Source organism: uncultured Algibacter sp. (assembly GCF_947487575.1).
Lineage (GTDB): Bacteria > Bacteroidota > Bacteroidia > Flavobacteriales > Flavobacteriaceae > Algibacter_B.
Genome location: NZ_CANKXG010000002.1, coordinates 344,620 through 363,390, shown reverse-complemented (window position 1 = coordinate 363,390; position 18,771 = coordinate 344,620). Strand labels below are relative to the sequence as shown.

The window sequence follows — 18,771 nt, the reverse complement described above, 5'->3', positions numbered from 1 at the left end:
ACGCTTTACGTACCCAGTGTTTTCCGATGTTTTCATTACACTAATGTTTTAGTGTATCGCTATTTCAGGACGGGACAAATAAATAATATAAAAAGTCAAAGCTTTTAGCTTTGACTTTTTTATTGATATACTTTAAAAGAGAAAGTTTCTTCAATCGTATTAAACTAGGCATTAACTAAAAGTTTAATGTCTTGAATGAATTGTTTTTTAATACCCATTTTTAAAAATATGAATGCTGTTGTTGGTTTACTTGTGTTTTAATTATTCTTTGGTTTAAAGTAACATATTTGATGTTTCTTAAATCTAAATCAGAATACTTGTGAAATTAAACTACAAGTTGTTGGATTTTAAGTCATTTATTCATTTTATTTGTTATACAAAACATTTGAAATATGATGTCAAGGTAAAAAGTAATGTCTTAACAGGGGTTATATAAAAATTAAAATTCAAAAACATAAATTAAAATGAGTAATAATAACGTATTTTATGCTATAAACCCAGTATCCAATGAGCAATTGGATGGCGTATTTACAAATGTAACTGCTGCTCAAATTGATGAAGCTGTTAAAAATGCAACTACTGCATTTAGTGTGTTTAGAAAGAAAGATAAAAATAGTATTGCAGATTTTTTAAATCAAGTGGCTGATGAAATATTGAATTTAGGTGATGTACTTTTAGAACGATGCCATTTAGAGACAGGGCTTCCTTTAGGAAGATTACAAGGTGAAAGAGGTAGAACAATGAATCAGTTAAAGTTGTTTGCAACAGTTGTTCGTGAAGGCTCTTGGGTAGATGCTAGAATTGATACTGCCATTCCAGATAGAAGTCCCATTCCAAAATCAGATATTAGACATATCTTAATGCCTTTAGGGCCTGTAGCTGTTTTTGGAGCTAGTAATTTTCCACTTGCGTTCTCTGTAGCTGGAGGTGATACGGCTTCTGCCTTAGCAGCTGGATGTCCAGTAGTTGTAAAAGGACATCCTGCCCATCCGGGAACTTCAGAATTAGTAGCGAAAGCATTTCAAAAAGCTATTGAAATTTGTAACATGCCAAAAGGAACATTTTCATTATTACAAGGAAATACAAATGAAATAGGAGGAGCTTTAGTTAAGCATCCAGAAATTAAAGCTGTCGGGTTTACAGGTTCTTTTGGAGGGGGAAAAGCCTTATTTGATTTGGCAAATTCAAGACCAGAACCTATACCTGTATTTGCAGAAATGGGAAGTACAAACCCTGTGTTTATTTTGCCAGGTGCACTTGAAGAAAGAGGAGAAGAAATTGCTACAGGAATGGCGGGGTCTATTACTATGGGAGTTGGTCAGTTTTGTACAAACCCGGGGTTATCGTTCGTTCAAAAATCTGAAGGCGCTAATAAATTCTACAACCAATTAAATAAAAAAATAAGTGAAATTCCTGCAGGAGTTATGTTAACACCAAACATAAAAGAGGCTTTTGATAGAGGTGTTAAAAAGACTTTAGCAATTAATAATGTTGAAGAACTTGCAGTGGGATTAAATGAAGCGTCAACAAATGCTGCATCACCAAGAGTGTTTAAGACATCGATGGAGAGTTTTAATAGCAGTGAAAATTTATCTGAAGAGAATTTTGGTCCTTCGAGTGTTTTGGTAGAAGCTTCAACAAAAGAAGAAATTTTAGAAGTAGCTAGAAATTTAGCAGGACATCTTACAGCAACAGTTTTTGGGACGGAAAAAGATTTTGCGGAGTATAGCGTTTTATTTGATATTTTGGAAATGAAAGTAGGACGGGTGGTAGTAAATGGATATCCAACAGGTGTGGAAGTTTGCCATTCTATGGTGCATGGAGGACCATATCCTTCGACTACAGCGCCACAATCAACTTCGGTAGGAACAAATGCCATAAAGCGTTTTGTAAGACCGGTTTGTTTTCAGGATTATCCTAATAACGTATTGCCAGAAGCTTTAAAAAATGAGAATAAAAATAATATTTGGAGGCTTGTTAATGGTGAATTAACGAAAATGAAAATATAACTAGGAAATTAGATTTTAATAAAAAAAGCATACTTTTTTCATGCTCTTTTTGTTGTCATTTATAATATGCGTCTATTTAACCTTCTTTTGAAGTTTAGCGGTGTCAGAAAGCTTATTTATAATAATCTTTGGATTTTCATATAAATAAATAGCGCTGTTTCCTGAAGCTTCAATGGTAATGTTTTCTATAACTTCTAAGTAAGCATCACCACTAATTTCACTGAGTATATCGCAAGTATTAATAGTAAAGTTTTTCCCGTTAAATGCTGTATTATTATCAAGTTCTAATTTAGTCAAATTGCAAGAGCCTTCAATATTTGCATTGGCACGCTGATAAAGTGTAGCAGAAAGTTCAGTGGTATTTATTAAAGCTTCAAGCTTACTATTTCCACTTAGTGCAATAGAACAGGTTTCACTTGTTAAATTTAATTTCACTTTAGATTTATCATCACCATCAAAATCAAAATTATCAGATTTAATTGTTAAGCCTGCTTTTGAAGCACCTCTAGTTTTTAAAGTGCCATGCTTTAAATCCATAGTAGCTAAGGATAATATTTCGGCATTATCTGTAGTTACAATATGCCTCAATGCGTTATTATAGGTGACTTTTATATATAGCTTCTTTTTTTTAGTGATTTTTGCTTTTTTATTAAACGTAAGTACGCTATCAATAACTCTAAATTCAATAAATTCATGTAAATTTTCATCCGTTTCAACTTCAACATAAGGGTTTTTGTTAAAAATAATTTCAACCTCAAAATCTTCATCTAAGGCTATGGTGTGAAAAGATTCAATATTGGTTTGTTGGATGGTAACATTTCTATTTCCTTTAATTTTTTCTGTACTTTGTTGTGCAGTGCAAAGCGAAATTGATAATAAGCTAATAAGAATAACTGAGCCAAATTTTTTCATTTTTGAATATGGATTAATTACTGAATGCTTTACTAACTTAGACCCAAAATTGCCATATTAGTCACTAACAAATATAAAGCAAAAACCACTCCAAACTTTTCATAAAGCTTGAAATGGTTTTAAAATTAGTTGGTTGTTTCGGGTTGGTTTTATTTTTGTTTTATACTTCCCGCAGAGCTGTTATTCTTATCAACTTTTTCAGGGTTTCCATAATATTTAACGTCTCCTCCGCTTGTAGCTCTGGCTGTTAATTCTTTAGAAGTGTTAATGGTAATATCTGCACCGCTAGTTGCTTTTACTTCACTTGACTCTGCCATTAGATCCGCAGCTTTTATATCACTCCCGCTAGTTGCTTCAGCAACTAATTTTATCGTTTTTCCAGAGACTCTTAAATCGCTTCCGCTAGTAGATTTGCAATTTAAATAAGTAGTATGTACATCAAGTTTCATATCACTTCCGCTAGTAGATTTTAAATTTAATCGATTAACATTAATTGTATTTGTTGAATACACATCGCTACCGCTGGTAGAAGTAATACTTGAAATATCTTGAAAGCTAATATGAACTTTTTTAGATGAGGCTCTTCCAATATTTTTTTTGGTATGAATTTTTAAAACGCCATCTTCAATTTCAGTTAAAATGAGCTCATGTAAATTTCCATCAGCTTCAACGCTAATACTTTCTCTATTACTTTGAGTTAGATAAACATCCAAGCCCTCAGTAGCTCTTATACTTGAAAAAGGTTGGTTAACAGGTCTGTCTTCGGTGATTATATCACCATTACCTCTAACCCCAGCGTTAAAATTCATGTCGAAATTGCAGGAGAAAAGCGTTAAACTTAATACTGTTGCGATAATAAATTTGATTAAAGTTGTCATGATTTTTTTTGTTTTTTGATGATTAATTTATTTCTCAAATATCTTTTAATAAGGTGATGATTAGTAACTTAAATACCTGAGTTGTTATATTTTATTGATGAGTTGTTAATTTTCAGGTTCTATAATTTCTACACCGTCAGAATTAATGTTAATATGGACGTCTTCAGATTCAGCCTTAACACCATTTGCATCTATCTTTATATGTGCGTCTTCAGCTTTAATTTCTAAACCTTCATCATTAATTTTTACACTTGGCGTATCTACATTAATTTCAAAATCTTCCTCAGGACAATCCAAACATTCAGCGTTTTCAAAACCGATTTTCATATAATGATTAGTATTATCTCTAGAAATAATATTTCCATCATAAGTTCTATAATGTAAGCTCTTTTTTGTGCTACTATTAAAATAAGCAACTGAGTTTTCAGGTAAATAAAGAATCACATCAACTTCTTGGTCACTAAATTTATTTTCAGGATTTGTAGTTAAATAAGAATCTAGTGATAATACATTGTTATTAAGGTCAAAATTGTAGGTTATGTTTTTAGCACGCTCAATAGCCTTTTCATAATTGCTGCCATCAGCGCGTTTTCTTATCGCTATTCTAGAAACAGAATCTGTGGTAGATTTTACAACAATATCCACGTCAGAAGAATATAAAACTTTATCTCCACTATCATTATAAGCTAGTTTAAATCTATTATGGCGGTAACTGTCAGAATTAAAGTTGTCATTGCTCACCATTTTAATATTCAAGGTGTCGTTAGCTGTAATAGGTAATTCTGTTTTTTCAGAATAACTTTCTTCAAAAGCGTGTTCACTAGCTTGTCTAACTCCAAAAACAATTAACGCTATAATTGATATAAGCCATAACCCTAATAAGGAGAATTTTGCAATATTACCAATAGATTTTAGGTTGTTAATTAAAATTTTTAAGCCTAAATAAAACAAGAAAAAGAAAGGGATACCAATCGCAAAAAATGCAAATATAGATACCAACCAAATAGGGGTTTCTCCAGCATTGGCCATTTCAACAAAGTCTAAACCAGGTATGTGTATAATATCTGCAACACCTACTGAAAACAAACCAATAATTAAACCAATTAAAGCAGCAGCTCCCGCAATTATTAAGATAACGCCAATAAACTTTGCAAACACCTTAAAGAAAAACATAATAACATCCCCAATAGTATCAAAAAAAGATCTAGACGACGATTTTATGGAGTTACCAGTTTTTTTTACATCTACATTTTTGGCGGCGTTCGAGACCGAATCTGAAACATTTTTAGCAACATCGGTTACTGTTTCCGTCACACTATCAAACCCGTCTTTAATTTTTTTTTCAATATTACTAATGTTAACCGGTTTCCCTGTCATCATTATTTTTTCAGCAGTAGTTTTAGCTTCAGGAACTAACACCCAAAGTAAAATGTATAGTAATATACCTGTACCTGCCCCAAAAATTAAAAGAATCCAAGCTAAACGAATCCAAATAGTATCAATACCAAAATAATGACTTAATCCAGACGATACACCTCCAATATAAGAGTTGTCTGTATCTCTAAAAAGTTTTCTAGAAGAAGCAGATTTGCTGCTTCTGTACGAGGTTTTGGGCTCATCCTCAAAAATCTCGTCATCTACCAAGTAATCTTCAGGTTGCCCCATAATTGAGATTACTTCATCTACCTCTTTAATTCTTATAACTTGTTTGTCGTTTTGCACGCGCTCGTTAAAAAGTTCGGCAATACGCGCTTCAATGTCTGCTATAATTTCAGATCGACCTTGTGAGTCTGTAAATGAACGTTTTATAGCCTCCAGATAGCGTTGCAATTTTAAGTACGCATCTTCATCTATATGAAAAAATATACCTGCTAAATTTATGTTGACTGTTTTATTCATTTTTTTGTTGTTTTTTGGCTTGTTACTATAGTTACTGCATTATGTAATTCACTCCAAGTGGTATTCAATTCCTTTAAAAATAATTTTCCGGTTTCGGTTAAACCATAATATTTTCTTGGAGGTCCAGAGGTCGATTCTTCCCATCTGTAATTTAAAAGTCCTGCGTTTTTAAGTCGTGTTAATAAAGGGTAAATGGTCCCTTCAACTACCAGCAACTTCGCATCTTTTAAGGTGCCCAGTATTTCTGCCACATATGCATCGTCGTCTTTTAAAACCGATAGTATGCAGAATTCCAAAACCCCTTTACGCATTTGTGCTTTTGTGTTTTCTATCTTCATAGTGTCATTCGTTTAATGTTGTGAAACTGTTCATTTTTTGATTGATTTGATTGATGATTATTTTGATGAAATTTGTATTCTAAATTATAATTTGGGCGTTACCCTAAAGGGGCGGGCTTTCCGTTACAAGTCCTCGCGCTTCCTTCGTCAGGCTGTGGGCTATCCACTACAATCCCTAACGCGGGCATATTTGCTAACTAAACGTGTGCCTAAGCATAGTGTCATTTTAAAAAGTTAATAGTTAACGGATATTTATAAACCTGACCATCTCTAGCTTTTAAACTCGCAACAACAATTAAGGCTAGTTCAATAATAAAACCAATTACGGCAAAAGCACCTAAAACACCACCTATATAAAGTAGCGGAGAAGGCTTTCCAATATTAATATGGAAACTCTCAAAACCATGAAAATCTATAAAGTCAATGCCATTAAAAATTTTAAAAATAAAAAGCGGAATCGTCAACGTTCCTAAAATTATGGCATACAGAAAAACACTAATCTGAAAATTAATAGCCTGTTTTCCATGCGTATCTATAAATTCAGATTTTTCTTTATTGGCACTCCATAATATTATTGGGCCAATAAAATTTCCAAACGGAATAAAGAATCTACTAAAGGTAGATAAATGAATAAAAGTGGCAATGTTTTTTTGATGATTGTCTAACATGATTTTTGATGATTGATTAAAACATATAATAGTTTCCTATGCAAATATATGTCTAAAAGAAGGTACTTTGTTACGCATAGTACTAAAAATTAACATAAATTTAACATTTATCAATAGCTTATAATTTCATAACTTAGTAGAGAATTAAAAAAAATATAATGACGTTAACACCAAGAAAATTAAATACATACACTATGTTTAAACTGCCAGCAGCATATCTGTGCGGTGTTAGAACAAAACATATCGATAACGAGAAATGTGTGGTAGGTGTTACATTTAAATGGATAAACCAAAATCCTTTTAAGTCTATGTTTTGGGCAGTACAGGGTATGGCAGCAGAGTTTTCAACGGGTGCATTAATGATAAGTAAGATACAAGAATCTGGTAAACGTATCTCTATGTTAGTAATATCAAACAATGCCACATTTACCAAAAAGGCCACAGGAAAAATTAAATTTACCTGCAATGATGGAAAAGCGATTGATGAAGTACTTAAAAAAGCCATAGAAACAGGAGAAGGGCAAACCTTATGGATGCAATCCGTTGGGGTAAATGAAGATGGGGGTGTAGTGTCAACATTCAATTTTGAGTGGAGTGTTAAAGTTAAAAGCTAGTTTAAAGTCTCAGTATCAGTCTCAGTCTCGGTAGTCAATAAGTCTCTTAATTCTTTGCGACTTATTGCCCTTTGTGAGAAAATAAATTTATTCTCAGTTTGGAATTTTAAAAAAACTTGTAACAAAACTCAAAACAAATCAACATATAAACGAATCAACAAAAAACAATAAAAAATGACATCACACGAAATAGATTATCGCATCTACGGGGAAGAAATGCAATACGTAGAAATAGAACTAGACCCACAAGAAGGCGTAGTAGCCGAAGCAGGAAGCTTTATGATGATGGATGACGGTATTAAAATGGAAACCATTTTTGGAGATGGCTCACAAAAAGATACAGGCTTTTTAGGGAAAATTCTAGGAGCAGGAAAACGTATCTTAACAGGAGAAAGTTTATTCATGACAGCCTTTTATAATGATCTTGTTGGAAAACGTAATGTATCCTTTGCATCACCATACCCTGGTAAAATTATCCCAATAGATTTAACAACATTTGGAGGTAAGTTTATTTGTCAAAAAGATGCCTTTTTATGTGCAGCAAAAGGTGTAAGCGTGGGTATAGAATTTTCTAAAAAATTAGGTCGCGGACTTTTTGGAGGCGAAGGTTTTATCATGCAAAAATTAGAAGGTGATGGTATGGCATTTGTTCATGCTGGGGGAACGATGGCTAAAAAGGAATTAGCAGCAGGAGAAACTTTAAGAGTTGATACTGGATGTATTGTAGGGTTCGATCAAACTGTAGATTATGATATTGAGTTTGTTGGCGGTATTAAAAATACTGTATTTGGCGGCGAAGGCTTATTCTTTGCTAAGTTGCAAGGTCCAGGAACTGTTTTTGTGCAGTCTTTGCCATTTAGCAGACTTGCAGGAAGAGTATTGGCATCAGCTCCGCGAGTTGGTGGTAAAGACAAAGGAGAAGGAAGCATTTTAGGTGGTTTGGGCGATTTATTGGACGGCGATAACAGGTTTTAATGTGTTAAAGTCCTATTAAAATAGTGGACTAATGTAATTTTTTATTAAATTTAGAGTTCTAAATAAAAGAGCCCATAAAAAAAATCTACTATTAATTTAAACCTAAAACCTTAACAAGAACATGGCGAGAGCAATGCTAGAGTATACTAAAACTGTGCTTAATAAAGTTAGTTTTGATACAACGTTGTTTTGCAAAGAAGTACAAAAGGCACTACAAAGATTACTGCCTTATGAGATTGAAGAGCTTAAAATTTTTATTCAATCAATGGTACAGCAAAACCCAGAATTAAATCAATGTTTAATTTATTTAAAATAAAAAAAGCGACCTAGGTCTAGTCATGGTCGGAAGATTTATTCTTCCGGCTTTTTTGTTTTATAAAACAAGAACTCAATGTAAGTCATCTAGTCTCATTGAATAAAAATGGAATAGAAGTTATGCTATGATTGTTGTAGACTGCAAAGGAAACTTAGACCATTTTGAGACTTAAAAAAAATGGTCGGAATTTCTTCCGACCATGACTAGACCTAGGTTGCTTTTTTAGTATTTTTATTTTGATAGTGGACTAATAATTTTCACATTTTGAAAAGCAATAGCACCACGTATTATTCCAGAAATAACATCTTGTAAAGCTTCTATAATCTGCATCTTTAATTCACTTTTATGATAGATGATGCTAACTTCTCTAGCTGGCGAAGGCTCGTTAAAATAATGTAAATTGGCTTTTTCTTTCTCGTTAATATCCAAAGTATGTAAGTAGGGTAGAAGTGTCATGCCTAAACCTTCATTTGATAGTTTTATTAAAGTTTCAATACTTCCACTTTCTAATTGGAATTGATCATCAGAATGGTCTTTAAAAACCTTACACAAATTAATAACTCCATCTCTAAAACAATGTCCGTCTTCAAGGAGTAGCATATCATCGATATCTAAATCTGCTACATCAATTTTTTTATTAGAATGTAATCGGTGTTCCTTAGGTATATAGCTTACAAAAGGCTCGAAATATAAAACACGTTCCTTAATGTTTTCATCTTCTAAAGGTGTAGCAGCAATTGCCGCATCTAAATGACCATCTTTTATTCTAGTTATAATTTCTTCTGTAGTAAGCTCTTCAATTTTTAATTTTACTTTTGGATGTTTTTTTATAAAATTCTTCAAAAACATAGGGAGTAAAGTTGGCATTACTGTTGGTATAATACCAAGTTTGAATTCGCCGCCAATAAATCCTTTTTGTTGGTCTACAATATCTTGAATACGGTAAGATTCGTTTACAATATTTCTTGCTTGTGTCACAATTTTTTTTCCAACTTCGGTAAGTTCAATAGGCTTTTTGCTTCTATCAAAAATTAGAACATCCAGTTGGTCTTCAAGCTTTTGAATTTGCATACTCAATGTGGGTTGAGTTACAAAGCATTTTTCAGCAGCTTTCGTGAAATTTTGGTTTTCGGCTACAGCCAAAACGTAATATAATTGTGTAATAGTCATTGATATCTCTTTAGGCTATAAAAATATAAAAACTATCAATAAAACTTATTGAAGTAGCTGTTAATTATAAATTAAAATTGTAGTTAGGAGTAAATAATTTTTGGAAGATGTAAGTTTTGACATAAACAAGCGTCTAAAAAAATAGTTTAGTTTGAATAGTTGGAATTAGTTTAAAAAAAAGCGACCATCATTAAGAGGTTGCTTTTTTTATTATGTTTTTAGTTTTTAGAATACTATTTTTAAATCTAAATCCTCATTCTTTAATTCGAATTTTGCTGCTGAATATTGAGGTGGTCCATAACTCATTGGGTTGTTAGACATACCGTAAGATTCTTTAGGCATACCGTTTTCTTGAAAATCCATTCTTTTATTTTCGTTTTCGTCGTGTAATGCCATAATAGCGTAACTCCCAGCTTTTACGTTTTTAAAAGTTACTGTAATTTTTCCATCAACAATTTTGCTTTCGGCACTCTTGACGCCTTGTCCTTTCATAAAGGTGTCTTTGGTGTGAAGTCCTAAAATAACACTACCGTTATTATTGGTTATGTTTTCTATGGTTACGGTAATTGTTTTACCGGTTTTGGTTTCTTGTGCGTTACTAAAATTTACGGATACTACTAGTGCGATGATTAATGTTAATGTCTTCATGATATATGGTTTTATGTGTTTGACACTTCAAATATCTAACACTAACAGCCATTTTTATAATTGTAGTTACTGAGTTGTGGTTTTTTAATGATGAATTGTATTGAAAGTATTTATTGTTTTAATCTGTTACAAATTGATAATAGTATTACATGATTTTGTAAAGAGTTGCAGTATTAAAACGATTTCATATCCACGAAATATTGTGTTTTATTGAATGTAAATTAGAATTGTTGAATTAATAGTTTATATCTGTCGGTATCTTCTTAAAACTGTGTTTTTTGTAATAATAAGTAGTTTTTAATCAACTTATTTTGTGTATATTTGTTGTATTAAGATAAATAATAACAATGCTAAACCTTATTCCAACAGATAAAATTATTGAACGTCTTCGCTATGAAAACCCATGGTGGATCACCAAAGAGATTCCGAACACTTATAGTTCTATGTCTAAGAGGTTATATTTTGACCTATTTTATCCGTTCGTAATTGAAAGAAAAATTAAAAGAGCGGTAGTTCTAATGGGACCTAGAAGAGTTGGCAAAACAGTGATGTTATTTCATTGCATTGAAAGTTTACTGAAAGAAAAAACAAATCCTCACAAACTATTTTTTATTGGAATTGATAATCCTATTTATGTCAATTTAAGTCTAGAAGATATATTAACTCTTTGCAAAGAGTCCTTGAACCTTGAGAATCTTAATGGTTGTTATGTTTTTTTTGATGAGATACAATATTTGAAAGATTGGGAAAGACATTTAAAAGTATTAGTTGACTCTTATCCCGAAACTAAGTTCATTGTCTCTGGCTCAGCAGCCGCAGCATTGAAATGGCATAGTACGGAAAGTGGTGCAGGCAGATTTACTGATTTCTTGCTACCTCCGTTAACATTTCAAGAGTATATCCATTTGAAAAAGTTAGACCATTTAATTTTTCAAGGCGATATTCAATATGGAGGTATGGACATATCATATTGTCTAACTCATGACGCCAAAGCATTAAATAAAGAATTTATTCATTATTTAAATTTTGGAGGCTATCCGGAGGTTGTATTATCTGAAAGAATTCAGAGTGATATGGGTAGGTATGTTAAAAACGATATTGTAGACAAAGTTCTTCTTCGTGATTTGCCTAGTCTTTATGGAATCAAAGATGTTCAAGAGTTAAATAGATTTTTTACATACATAGCTTATAATACTGGAAATGAATTTTCCTATGAAACTATGTCAAGGGAAAGTGGTATTATAAAAGATACGCTAAAAAAATATTTGGAATATTTAGAAGCAGCTTTCCTAATTAAGGTGTTGAATAAGGTTGGAGTCAATGCTAAAAGATTAAAAAGAATAACAAGTTTCAAGGTGTATCTTACCAACCCGTCACTTCGTACTGCTCTATTTTCACCAATAAGTGAAACTGACCAAGAAATGGGAAACATGGTAGAAACAGCAATTCTTTCGCAATGGATGCATAGAGAACAATTGGATTTAACATATGCAAGATGGAAAGACGGAAGACAAGAAGGGGAAGTAGATTTGGTTTTGGTTGATGAAAAGAATTATAAACCAGTTTGGGGAGTAGAAATTAAATGGAGTAACCGATATTTTGATAAGCCTCAAGAATTGAAAAGCTTAATTAAATTTTGTGATGCAAATAAACTTGAATCCGCTGTTGTAACTTCAATTAATCAAATTGGAACAAAAGAAGTGAAAGGATTGAAATTTACATATCTTCCTGTCTCAGTTTACGCCTACAATATTGGGGAGATTACACTTAAAATGAAAATTAGTAATTAACAAAACGAAAACACAACAATGTGTATATTGTATGACTGCCCAGTGGGCTAATAGTTCCAACATACACAACCAGTTAAACAAGCCTCTAAAAAAATAAAACAGCCAGCAAATAAGCCTGCGTTAGGGATAGTAGTGGATAGCCCACAGCCTGACGAAGGAAGTGCGAGGACTTGTAACGGATAGCCCGACCCTTGTGGTAACGCCCTAAATTATAATAAGCCTCTGGCTTTTATTTCGAGATACTTATTTATGGTGTCTATAGTTAAGTTTTCTGGAGTTGTGAGGATGGAGTGGATGCCATATTTTTTGAGCTCGTTGACAATGAGGCGTTTTTCGAAGGCGAATTTTTCTGCAATAACTTTGTCGTAAACCTGTTCGATGGTTTCTGCTTTGTTTTCTATTAAGCTATTTAACTCTGTGTTTTTAAAGAAGATAATAACCAGTAAATGACTTTTTGCAATGGCTTTTAGGTAGGGGAGTTGGCGCTCTAAGCCATCTAATGTTTCAAAATTAGTGTACATTAAAATGAGGCTTCGGTGGGTAATGTGCCTTTTTATACTGCTGTAAAGTCTGCTGAAATCGCTCTCAAAAAAATCTGTTTTTACGTTGTGGAGCGCTTCTAGAATAAGCTGCATTTGAGAGCTGCGTCTTTCGGCAACAACAACATTCTCTATACGTTTTGAAAATGAAAGCATGCCTGCTTTATCGTGCTTTTTTAAAACTACATTACTGATAACAAGAGATGCATTTATGGCGTAATCTAAAAGACTTAAACCGTTGAAAGGCATTTTCATGATACGTCCTTTATCGATTATAGAATATACTGGTTGTGATTTTTCGTCTTGAAATTGATTAACCATTAGCTGGTTTTTCTTTGCGGTGGCTTTCCAGTTTATGGTGCGTAAATCGTCTCCTAATACATAGTCTTTTATTTGTTCGAATTCCATGGAATGCCCCAGTCTGCGTACTTTTTTAAGGCCGTATTCTAGTGAGTTTTGGTTGATGTTTAGTAGCTCAAACTTTTTTAATTGTTTAAAACTCGGGTAGGTGGGTACCATGGCGCCACTTTGAAATGTGAATCGTTTGGCAACAATATTTAATATAGATGCTGCGTAAACATTTAAACTGCCAAAGTAATATTCGCCACGTTCGGTGGGTTTTAAATTGTATTGAATGGTTTTTGATTTTCGTGATGAGACGACATCTTTTATTTTGAAATCGCGGACTTGAAACTGTTCTGGGATTTCATCAATAATTTCTAAGTGAATGGTAAAAGAATAATTGTTTCTTATCTCAAGTTTTATTTGATTTTTATCGCCATTTGAAAATTTATCGGGTAAAATTCTAGTCGCTTCTATTTTGTTTTTACCTATGAAAACGATTAGAAAATCTAAAAAGAAAAGCAGTATTAAAACTAAAATGGATAGTTGTGCAACATTGAACAATACTGGAATGAAATAACTTAAAGCAAACAACACCACAATGCCAATACCAACATAGAAAAATCGGGGTTGTATGTAGAAGGGTTTAAAGAATTTCAAAGTGTTGTTTGTATGTAGATTTGTTTAAAGGTTTATCCGTTTGATACTGAATATTGCGACTGTTACTGAAACTGCTAACGTGGTATCTCAACCGTTTCAATAATTTGCGTTATAATTTGTTTGCTATTTACACCTTCCATTTCGCGCTCTGGAGTAACAATAACTCTGTGGTGTAAAACTGGAATAGCTGCTCGTTTAATATCTTCGGGTGTAACAAAATCTCTTCCGCTCATGGCAGCAAACGCTTTACTCGATTTTAATATAGCTATTGATGCTCTTGGTGACGCTCCTAAATATAAGAACTGATTGCTTCTAGTAGCTACAATAAGTTGCGCAATATACTTTAGTAAGTGTGCTTCAACTAAAACCTGAGATACTAAATTTTGATACTCAGTAATTTGTTTTGCTGTTAAAAAAGATTCTATTTCATCAGTTTTAAGTTTGTCTTTTAACTCATGCTCTCTGGATAATATTTCTACTTCTTCCTCTAAATTGGGATAGCCAACATCAATTTTAAACAAGAATCTATCTAATTGAGCTTCTGGTAATCTGTATGTGCCTTCTTGTTCCACAGGATTTTGAGTGGCTAAAACCATAAAAGGCGAATCCAATTTAAACTTATTGCCATCAATAGTAATTTGCTGTTCTTCCATTACCTCAAATAAAGAAGCTTGGGTTTTGGCTGGTGCTCTGTTAATCTCGTCGATAAGAATCATGTTTGAGAAAATTGGGCCTTTTTTAAATTCGAATTCAGAGTCTTTAAGATTGAAAACTGAAGTTCCTAAAATATCACTAGGCATTAAATCTGGTGTGAATTGAATTCTACTAAAATCAACACTCAACGATTTGGCTAAAAGTTTTGCGGTAATTGTTTTTGCAACTCCAGGAACACCCTCAATAAGCGAATGCCCTTTGGCTAAAAGCGATGCAATTAACATATCTACCATGTCTTTTTGTCCTACGATAACCTTACCAACTTCTGCACGTATTTTAGTGACGCTTTGTTGAAGCTCAGATAAATCAAGTCTATTTTTAAACTCTATACCTTTAGAATCTTCTTGTAAAGCGCTATCATCAATTGATGATACAACATCTTGTTCTGGTTTTGGCACCTCCGCTTTAGGTGTTTTATCTTCTTTATTCTCGTCCATAATTATTTGGTGTAAAATGCTTCTATATGTTTGTTGAGTTTTATCAAATTTTCTTCAAAAAACTCATTTTTTGATCTCATTAAATTAATATAATTGACTAGTTTTTTGACATCGTCTTTTTTCTTTCCTGTTTTAGAGGCTAATTTTTCTGTGAACTCTTCATCTAAAACATCGGTGTTTAAGTTTAAATCGCGTCTTATTTTTTCTAAAAAATACGTTATTTTTTTATCAACTAAGTTTTTGTGGTCTTTGGTATCAAAATATAAATTAGATACTGTTTTAACAAAAGCAATGGTGGTGTTTTGTAGTGGTTTAATAATTCTGATAATACGTTGTCTGCGTTTTGCATTAAAAATCATAAATAAGATTCCAAATACAATGGCTGTAAACCACGCCCATTTAAATGATAACTGTTCTAGAAACCACCCTAGATTAGATTCTTTTTCTACATCGCCATCATAACCTGTTTGAATTTTGGTGTACGAATCGAAATAGACATGATTATCTGGTAAGTATGATAAAACACCTTCTGCATATTTATAACGCTTTTCTTTTAAAAGATGATAATTGGTAAATGCTTTAGGTTCAGTGTGAAGAAAAACATAACCTTTTCCAAACGGAACTTTTAAGAAATTAACGTGTTTGTAATCAATTTTTGAATGTCCTAAAACGGTGTGATTAATGGAGTCAAACTCTGAAAAATATTGATCACTTGCGTTTCTATCGAGTATAATTTCTTCAATATTTACATGTTTTAGTGATAGATATGAAATACTGTCTTTTTTGTTTTCAACAAAGTTAACACTCACATCAAGTGTATCATGGAATTTCTGAGGGAAATAATAATCAGAGAGCAATAAGGTGTTGCCAGCATCCACAAAATTTAATAACTCATCAATAGAATCATCTTCTAAATAATCAGAATTTCCAATGATGATATAAGTCCCCTCTGCAACATGTTCACCATAACCATCTTCAGAATTAGCTTTTAAATAACTAGCTGGTTGATGATAAACGGTTCTAATTTTATAATCTTTAAATAGCTTTGGTAATTCTTTATAAAGTACACTTACCCCGTAAGGTTTGTTACTTTTTTCATCAAAAGATTGTTCCCAGTCAACAGTTTTGGTACGCTTTACACCAATAACAACGGATGCAGTAATTACAAGCACTACAAGTATAATAAGTACAGGTAAAATTTTTTTCATTACTTAACCTGATTTAAAAAGCTTGAAAAATTACTTTTCGCTTTGTTGTACTTATCTGTATTTAACGGAAACTCGCCATACCATATATAATTATAAAGGTAAGAGGTATATGCAAAATCTTTACTGAATGGTTTGCTACTTACTTCATCTAAATACTCATTATTAGTTTTGTCATCTTCAAATTTGATGTGATTTTTTAAGCTTAGTGTTTTTAAAACAAGAAGGTAGTAATAACGAATAGCAAGCCTGTAATCATTATTGTTTTCAGCGTTTTTTATTAAAGCATGAATATCTGCATTTTCAATGTTTTCAGCTGTAATTTCCTGATAAGTGTTAATCGATTTATTCTTGTTTATAGTAAATAAACCTGTGCCACCTTCATTTAATAATACATAAACTAAAAAGATAACTGCAAGTGCAATAGCGATGTAAAATAACCACGTAAAAGGACCTAAATTTATACTTAAACCGTCTGAATTGTTTCGTTCCTCTTGTTCAAGTTCTTCCTTTTTATAATCTTCATAATTACCAGAACCTGGTTGTGTTTTGGTTATTATGTCTGTGCCTTCATAATTGTATTTATTACTATCGTATCGGTCTTTAAAATCCGCATCAAATGTTCTGATATTTTCAGGTGTTTGTAATGCAGTTCTTCCAAATGTGGTTTGGAAATTGCTAATCACTATGACTAGGAAAACGAATATTTGTAGTTGTTTTATTTTCAAGTATGAGACGGACTTAAACGTTGAGGTTGAGTAATTTGTTTTTGAACTTTAAAAGGATAGATTAAATAATAATAACTAATAATACTAAGGGTAATAAGAATAATACCAACTGATAACCAATGAGGCATAATGTTAGAATAGCGTGTAATGAAACCCTCTAAAAAGCCAGCAGCAAATGTAAATGGAAACGTACTTATTAAAATTTTAATACCTGTTTTGGCTCCCATTTTAAAAGAGGTATATCTAGAATGTGTGGCAGGAAACAAAATACTAGCACCTAAAATTAAACCAGCAGCACACTCTATAACAATGGCGAAAATTTCCATGGCGCCGTGTATCCAAATACCACGAACACTCTCCCAAAACACGCCTTTGTCATAGAAGAAATACTGGAAAGAACCTAGCATAATACAGTTGTTAAACATAATATAAAGTGTGCCAATGCCAAGAAATACACCAAGGACAAAAGCAATAATACCAACGCGTAAATTGTTAATAGTTATACCAATAAAGCTCCCCCAATTACTACCACTTTTGTAAACAGCTACCGGATCACCAGCTTCAATATTTTCAAGAGACATATTTACATAATCATCTCCTAAAACTGAGCGTACAAATTCACCATCATTAGCAGCAGAAATAGCACCAATAAAAGTAAACCCCGAAAAAATAATAAACGCTATGTAAATAAATTTTCGATATTGATAACAAATTAAAGGGACTTCTGTTTTCCAAAACGAAATAATTCTATTGGTATCTGTACTCTTAGTTTTGTAAATCTTTTGGTAAGCGTTTGCAGATAACTGATTTAAATATGCAATTACCTTACTTTTAGGGTAGTAGGTTTGCGCATAAGCTAAATCGTTTATAACATGAATGTATTGAGAAGCTAGTTCATCAGGATTATCAAAATCATTATTAACGATTGCTTTTTCAAAACTCAACCATTTTTCTTTATTTTGCTTGATAAATGCAACTTCCCTCATAGAACTCGTTTAAACCTTTTAAATTTGCTAAAAAATAATCCTTTTGCATCCATTTCTTGTCTTTTTTCGTTCTGTAATGATGCTATGCAACTCTAAAAAGCCTTCAACTGGTTGCAAAAATGATTGATTTTCGCTTAAATCCAAAAAGATTAAATGAGTTCTTATATTTGATAAATTAAAATAATAAATGTCAGAGTTACAAATTAACACGACCCAAAATGTAAAAATTTCCTTCAATGCCGCAGGAGGAGGGGAACGTTTATTAGCCTTTTTTATTGATATGGCTATAAAGATTGGGTATATCTTGGTTTTAAATTGGACCTTCGGTGCGTTTGATAATATGGATCAGTGGTCGCAAATAGCCATAAACACCGTGCTTAGTTTTCCTGTTATGTTTTATACTTTGGTTTTGGAATCTGTTTTGCAAGGTCAAACCATTGGTAAGCGAGTTTTAAATATTAGAGTAGTGAAAATTGATGGTTATCAAGCCTCGTTTTCTGATTATGTGGTGCGCTGGTTTTTCAGAATTGTAGATGTTTACATTTTTGGTCTTGGTTTTTTTGTAATGCTTTTTAATAAAAAAACACAGCGACTTGGTGATATGGCAGCGGGAACTGCAGTTATAGGCCTCAAAAACCATGTAAATATTAGTCATACTATCTTGGAAAATCTACAAGAAAATTATAAGCCAACATATCCAAATGTTATTAAGCTATCTGATAACGATGCCAGAATTATCAAAGAAACATTTTCAGCCGCAAGACAAACAAAAGACTATCAAACTTTAATTAAACTGCGACAAAAAATAATTGAAGTTGTTGGCATAAAAACCGTTAAGCATAGTACAGATATGGAGTTTATTGATGTTGTATTAAAAGATTATAATTTTTATACACAGAGTATGTAAGCAGAGAATCACTTTTTTTCTTTTTAGAAAAAGTGA

General features: G+C 32.4%; 18 protein-coding genes. 6 read left to right on the top strand and 12 right to left on the bottom strand.

The genetic code is table 11. The annotated features are described in order from the left end of the window. Positions 1–464: 464 nt before the first annotated feature. Positions 465–2,009 (top strand): aldehyde dehydrogenase (NADP(+)), encoded by a 1,545-nt coding sequence (locus tag Q0870_RS03815; RefSeq protein WP_298551241.1) that lies wholly within the window; start codon positions 465–467, stop codon positions 2,007–2,009. Between the two features lie 72 nt (positions 2,010–2,081). Here the strand turns inward: Q0870_RS03815 and Q0870_RS03810 are convergent, their stop codons facing one another. From Q0870_RS03810 to Q0870_RS03790, 5 genes are all read right to left on the bottom strand, one after another. Then, positions 2,082–2,921 carry a DUF2807 domain-containing protein gene (locus Q0870_RS03810; RefSeq protein WP_298551240.1) on the bottom strand — a complete coding sequence of 280 codons (840 nt, stop codon included), beginning with the start codon at positions 2,919–2,921 and terminating at the stop codon, positions 2,082–2,084. Between the two features lie 149 nt (positions 2,922–3,070). Further along, entirely contained in the window at positions 3,071–3,799 is a 729-nt protein-coding gene (locus Q0870_RS03805) for a head GIN domain-containing protein (protein ID WP_298551239.1), read from the bottom strand. 105 nt (positions 3,800–3,904) lie between these two features. Next, on the bottom strand, positions 3,905–5,698 hold the full coding sequence (locus tag Q0870_RS03800) for a PspC domain-containing protein (protein WP_298551237.1): 1,794 nt from the start codon (positions 5,696–5,698) through the stop codon (positions 3,905–3,907). Continuing rightward, the gene (locus Q0870_RS03795) at positions 5,695–6,036 is read right to left on the bottom strand and encodes a PadR family transcriptional regulator (protein ID WP_099564330.1); all 342 of its coding nucleotides are present in this window, start codon (positions 6,034–6,036) and stop codon (positions 5,695–5,697) included. The genes Q0870_RS03800 and Q0870_RS03795 overlap by 4 nt, the downstream gene beginning before the upstream one ends. A gap of 221 nt (positions 6,037–6,257) precedes the next feature. Next, positions 6,258–6,704, bottom strand: coding sequence for a DUF4870 domain-containing protein (locus Q0870_RS03790; RefSeq protein WP_298338593.1), 447 nt, complete (start codon positions 6,702–6,704; stop codon positions 6,258–6,260). Positions 6,705–6,862: 158 nt separating this feature from the next. On the opposite strand from Q0870_RS03790, the gene Q0870_RS03785 reads away from it, so the two are divergent. The 3 genes from Q0870_RS03785 (at position 6,863) to Q0870_RS03775 (ending at position 8,609) form a co-directional block, all read left to right on the top strand. Then, positions 6,863–7,318, top strand: coding sequence for a DUF4442 domain-containing protein (locus Q0870_RS03785; RefSeq protein WP_298551235.1), 456 nt, complete (start codon positions 6,863–6,865; stop codon positions 7,316–7,318). A gap of 174 nt (positions 7,319–7,492) precedes the next feature. Beyond that, complete coding sequence (locus Q0870_RS03780; RefSeq protein ID WP_298551233.1) at positions 7,493–8,293, top strand: TIGR00266 family protein; 801 nt, start codon at positions 7,493–7,495, stop codon at positions 8,291–8,293. 121 nt (positions 8,294–8,414) lie between these two features. Beyond that, on the top strand, positions 8,415–8,609 hold the full coding sequence (locus Q0870_RS03775) for a hypothetical protein (protein ID WP_298551230.1): 195 nt from the start codon (positions 8,415–8,417) through the stop codon (positions 8,607–8,609). 231 nt (positions 8,610–8,840) lie between these two features. On the opposite strand, the gene Q0870_RS03770 is transcribed toward Q0870_RS03775, so the two are convergent. Continuing rightward, entirely contained in the window at positions 8,841–9,779 is a 939-nt protein-coding gene (locus tag Q0870_RS03770) for a LysR substrate-binding domain-containing protein (protein ID WP_298551228.1), read from the bottom strand. A 225-nt stretch (positions 9,780–10,004) separates the two neighbouring features. Further along, positions 10,005–10,427, bottom strand: a complete 423-nt coding sequence (locus Q0870_RS03765; RefSeq protein ID WP_298551227.1) for a DUF2141 domain-containing protein — start codon at positions 10,425–10,427, stop codon at positions 10,005–10,007. 347 nt (positions 10,428–10,774) lie between these two features. Between Q0870_RS03765 and Q0870_RS03760 the strand changes: the two genes are divergently transcribed. Beyond that, entirely contained in the window at positions 10,775–12,217 is a 1,443-nt protein-coding gene (locus tag Q0870_RS03760) for an ATP-binding protein (RefSeq protein WP_298551226.1), read from the top strand. A 209-nt stretch (positions 12,218–12,426) separates the two neighbouring features. Here the strand turns inward: Q0870_RS03760 and Q0870_RS03755 are convergent, their stop codons facing one another. The 5 genes from Q0870_RS03755 to Q0870_RS03735 all read right to left on the bottom strand — a co-directional run bounded on the left by Q0870_RS03755 (position 12,427) and on the right by Q0870_RS03735 (position 17,828). Then, on the bottom strand, positions 12,427–13,758 hold the full coding sequence (locus Q0870_RS03755; protein WP_298551225.1) for a DUF58 domain-containing protein: 1,332 nt from the start codon (positions 13,756–13,758) through the stop codon (positions 12,427–12,429). Between the two features lie 74 nt (positions 13,759–13,832). Then, positions 13,833–14,909: a MoxR family ATPase gene (locus Q0870_RS03750; RefSeq protein ID WP_298551223.1), complete on the bottom strand. Its 1,077-nt coding sequence runs from the start codon at positions 14,907–14,909 to the stop codon at positions 13,833–13,835. Between the two features lie 2 nt (positions 14,910–14,911). Then, complete coding sequence (locus Q0870_RS03745) at positions 14,912–16,117, bottom strand: DUF4350 domain-containing protein (protein WP_298551221.1); 1,206 nt, start codon at positions 16,115–16,117, stop codon at positions 14,912–14,914. Next, on the bottom strand, positions 16,117–16,800 hold the full coding sequence (locus Q0870_RS03740) for a hypothetical protein (protein ID WP_298551219.1): 684 nt from the start codon (positions 16,798–16,800) through the stop codon (positions 16,117–16,119). Before Q0870_RS03740 ends, Q0870_RS03745 begins: the two co-directional genes overlap by 1 nt. Before the next feature lie 38 nt (positions 16,801–16,838). After that, positions 16,839–17,828 carry a stage II sporulation protein M gene (locus Q0870_RS03735; protein ID WP_298551217.1) on the bottom strand — a complete coding sequence of 330 codons (990 nt, stop codon included), beginning with the start codon at positions 17,826–17,828 and terminating at the stop codon, positions 16,839–16,841. Between the two features lie 187 nt (positions 17,829–18,015). Here Q0870_RS03735 and Q0870_RS03730 point away from each other — a divergent pair, with 187 nt between their 5' ends. Then, the gene (locus tag Q0870_RS03730; protein ID WP_298551215.1) at positions 18,016–18,735 is read left to right on the top strand and encodes an RDD family protein; all 720 of its coding nucleotides are present in this window, start codon (positions 18,016–18,018) and stop codon (positions 18,733–18,735) included. Positions 18,736–18,771: the final 36 nt, after the last annotated feature.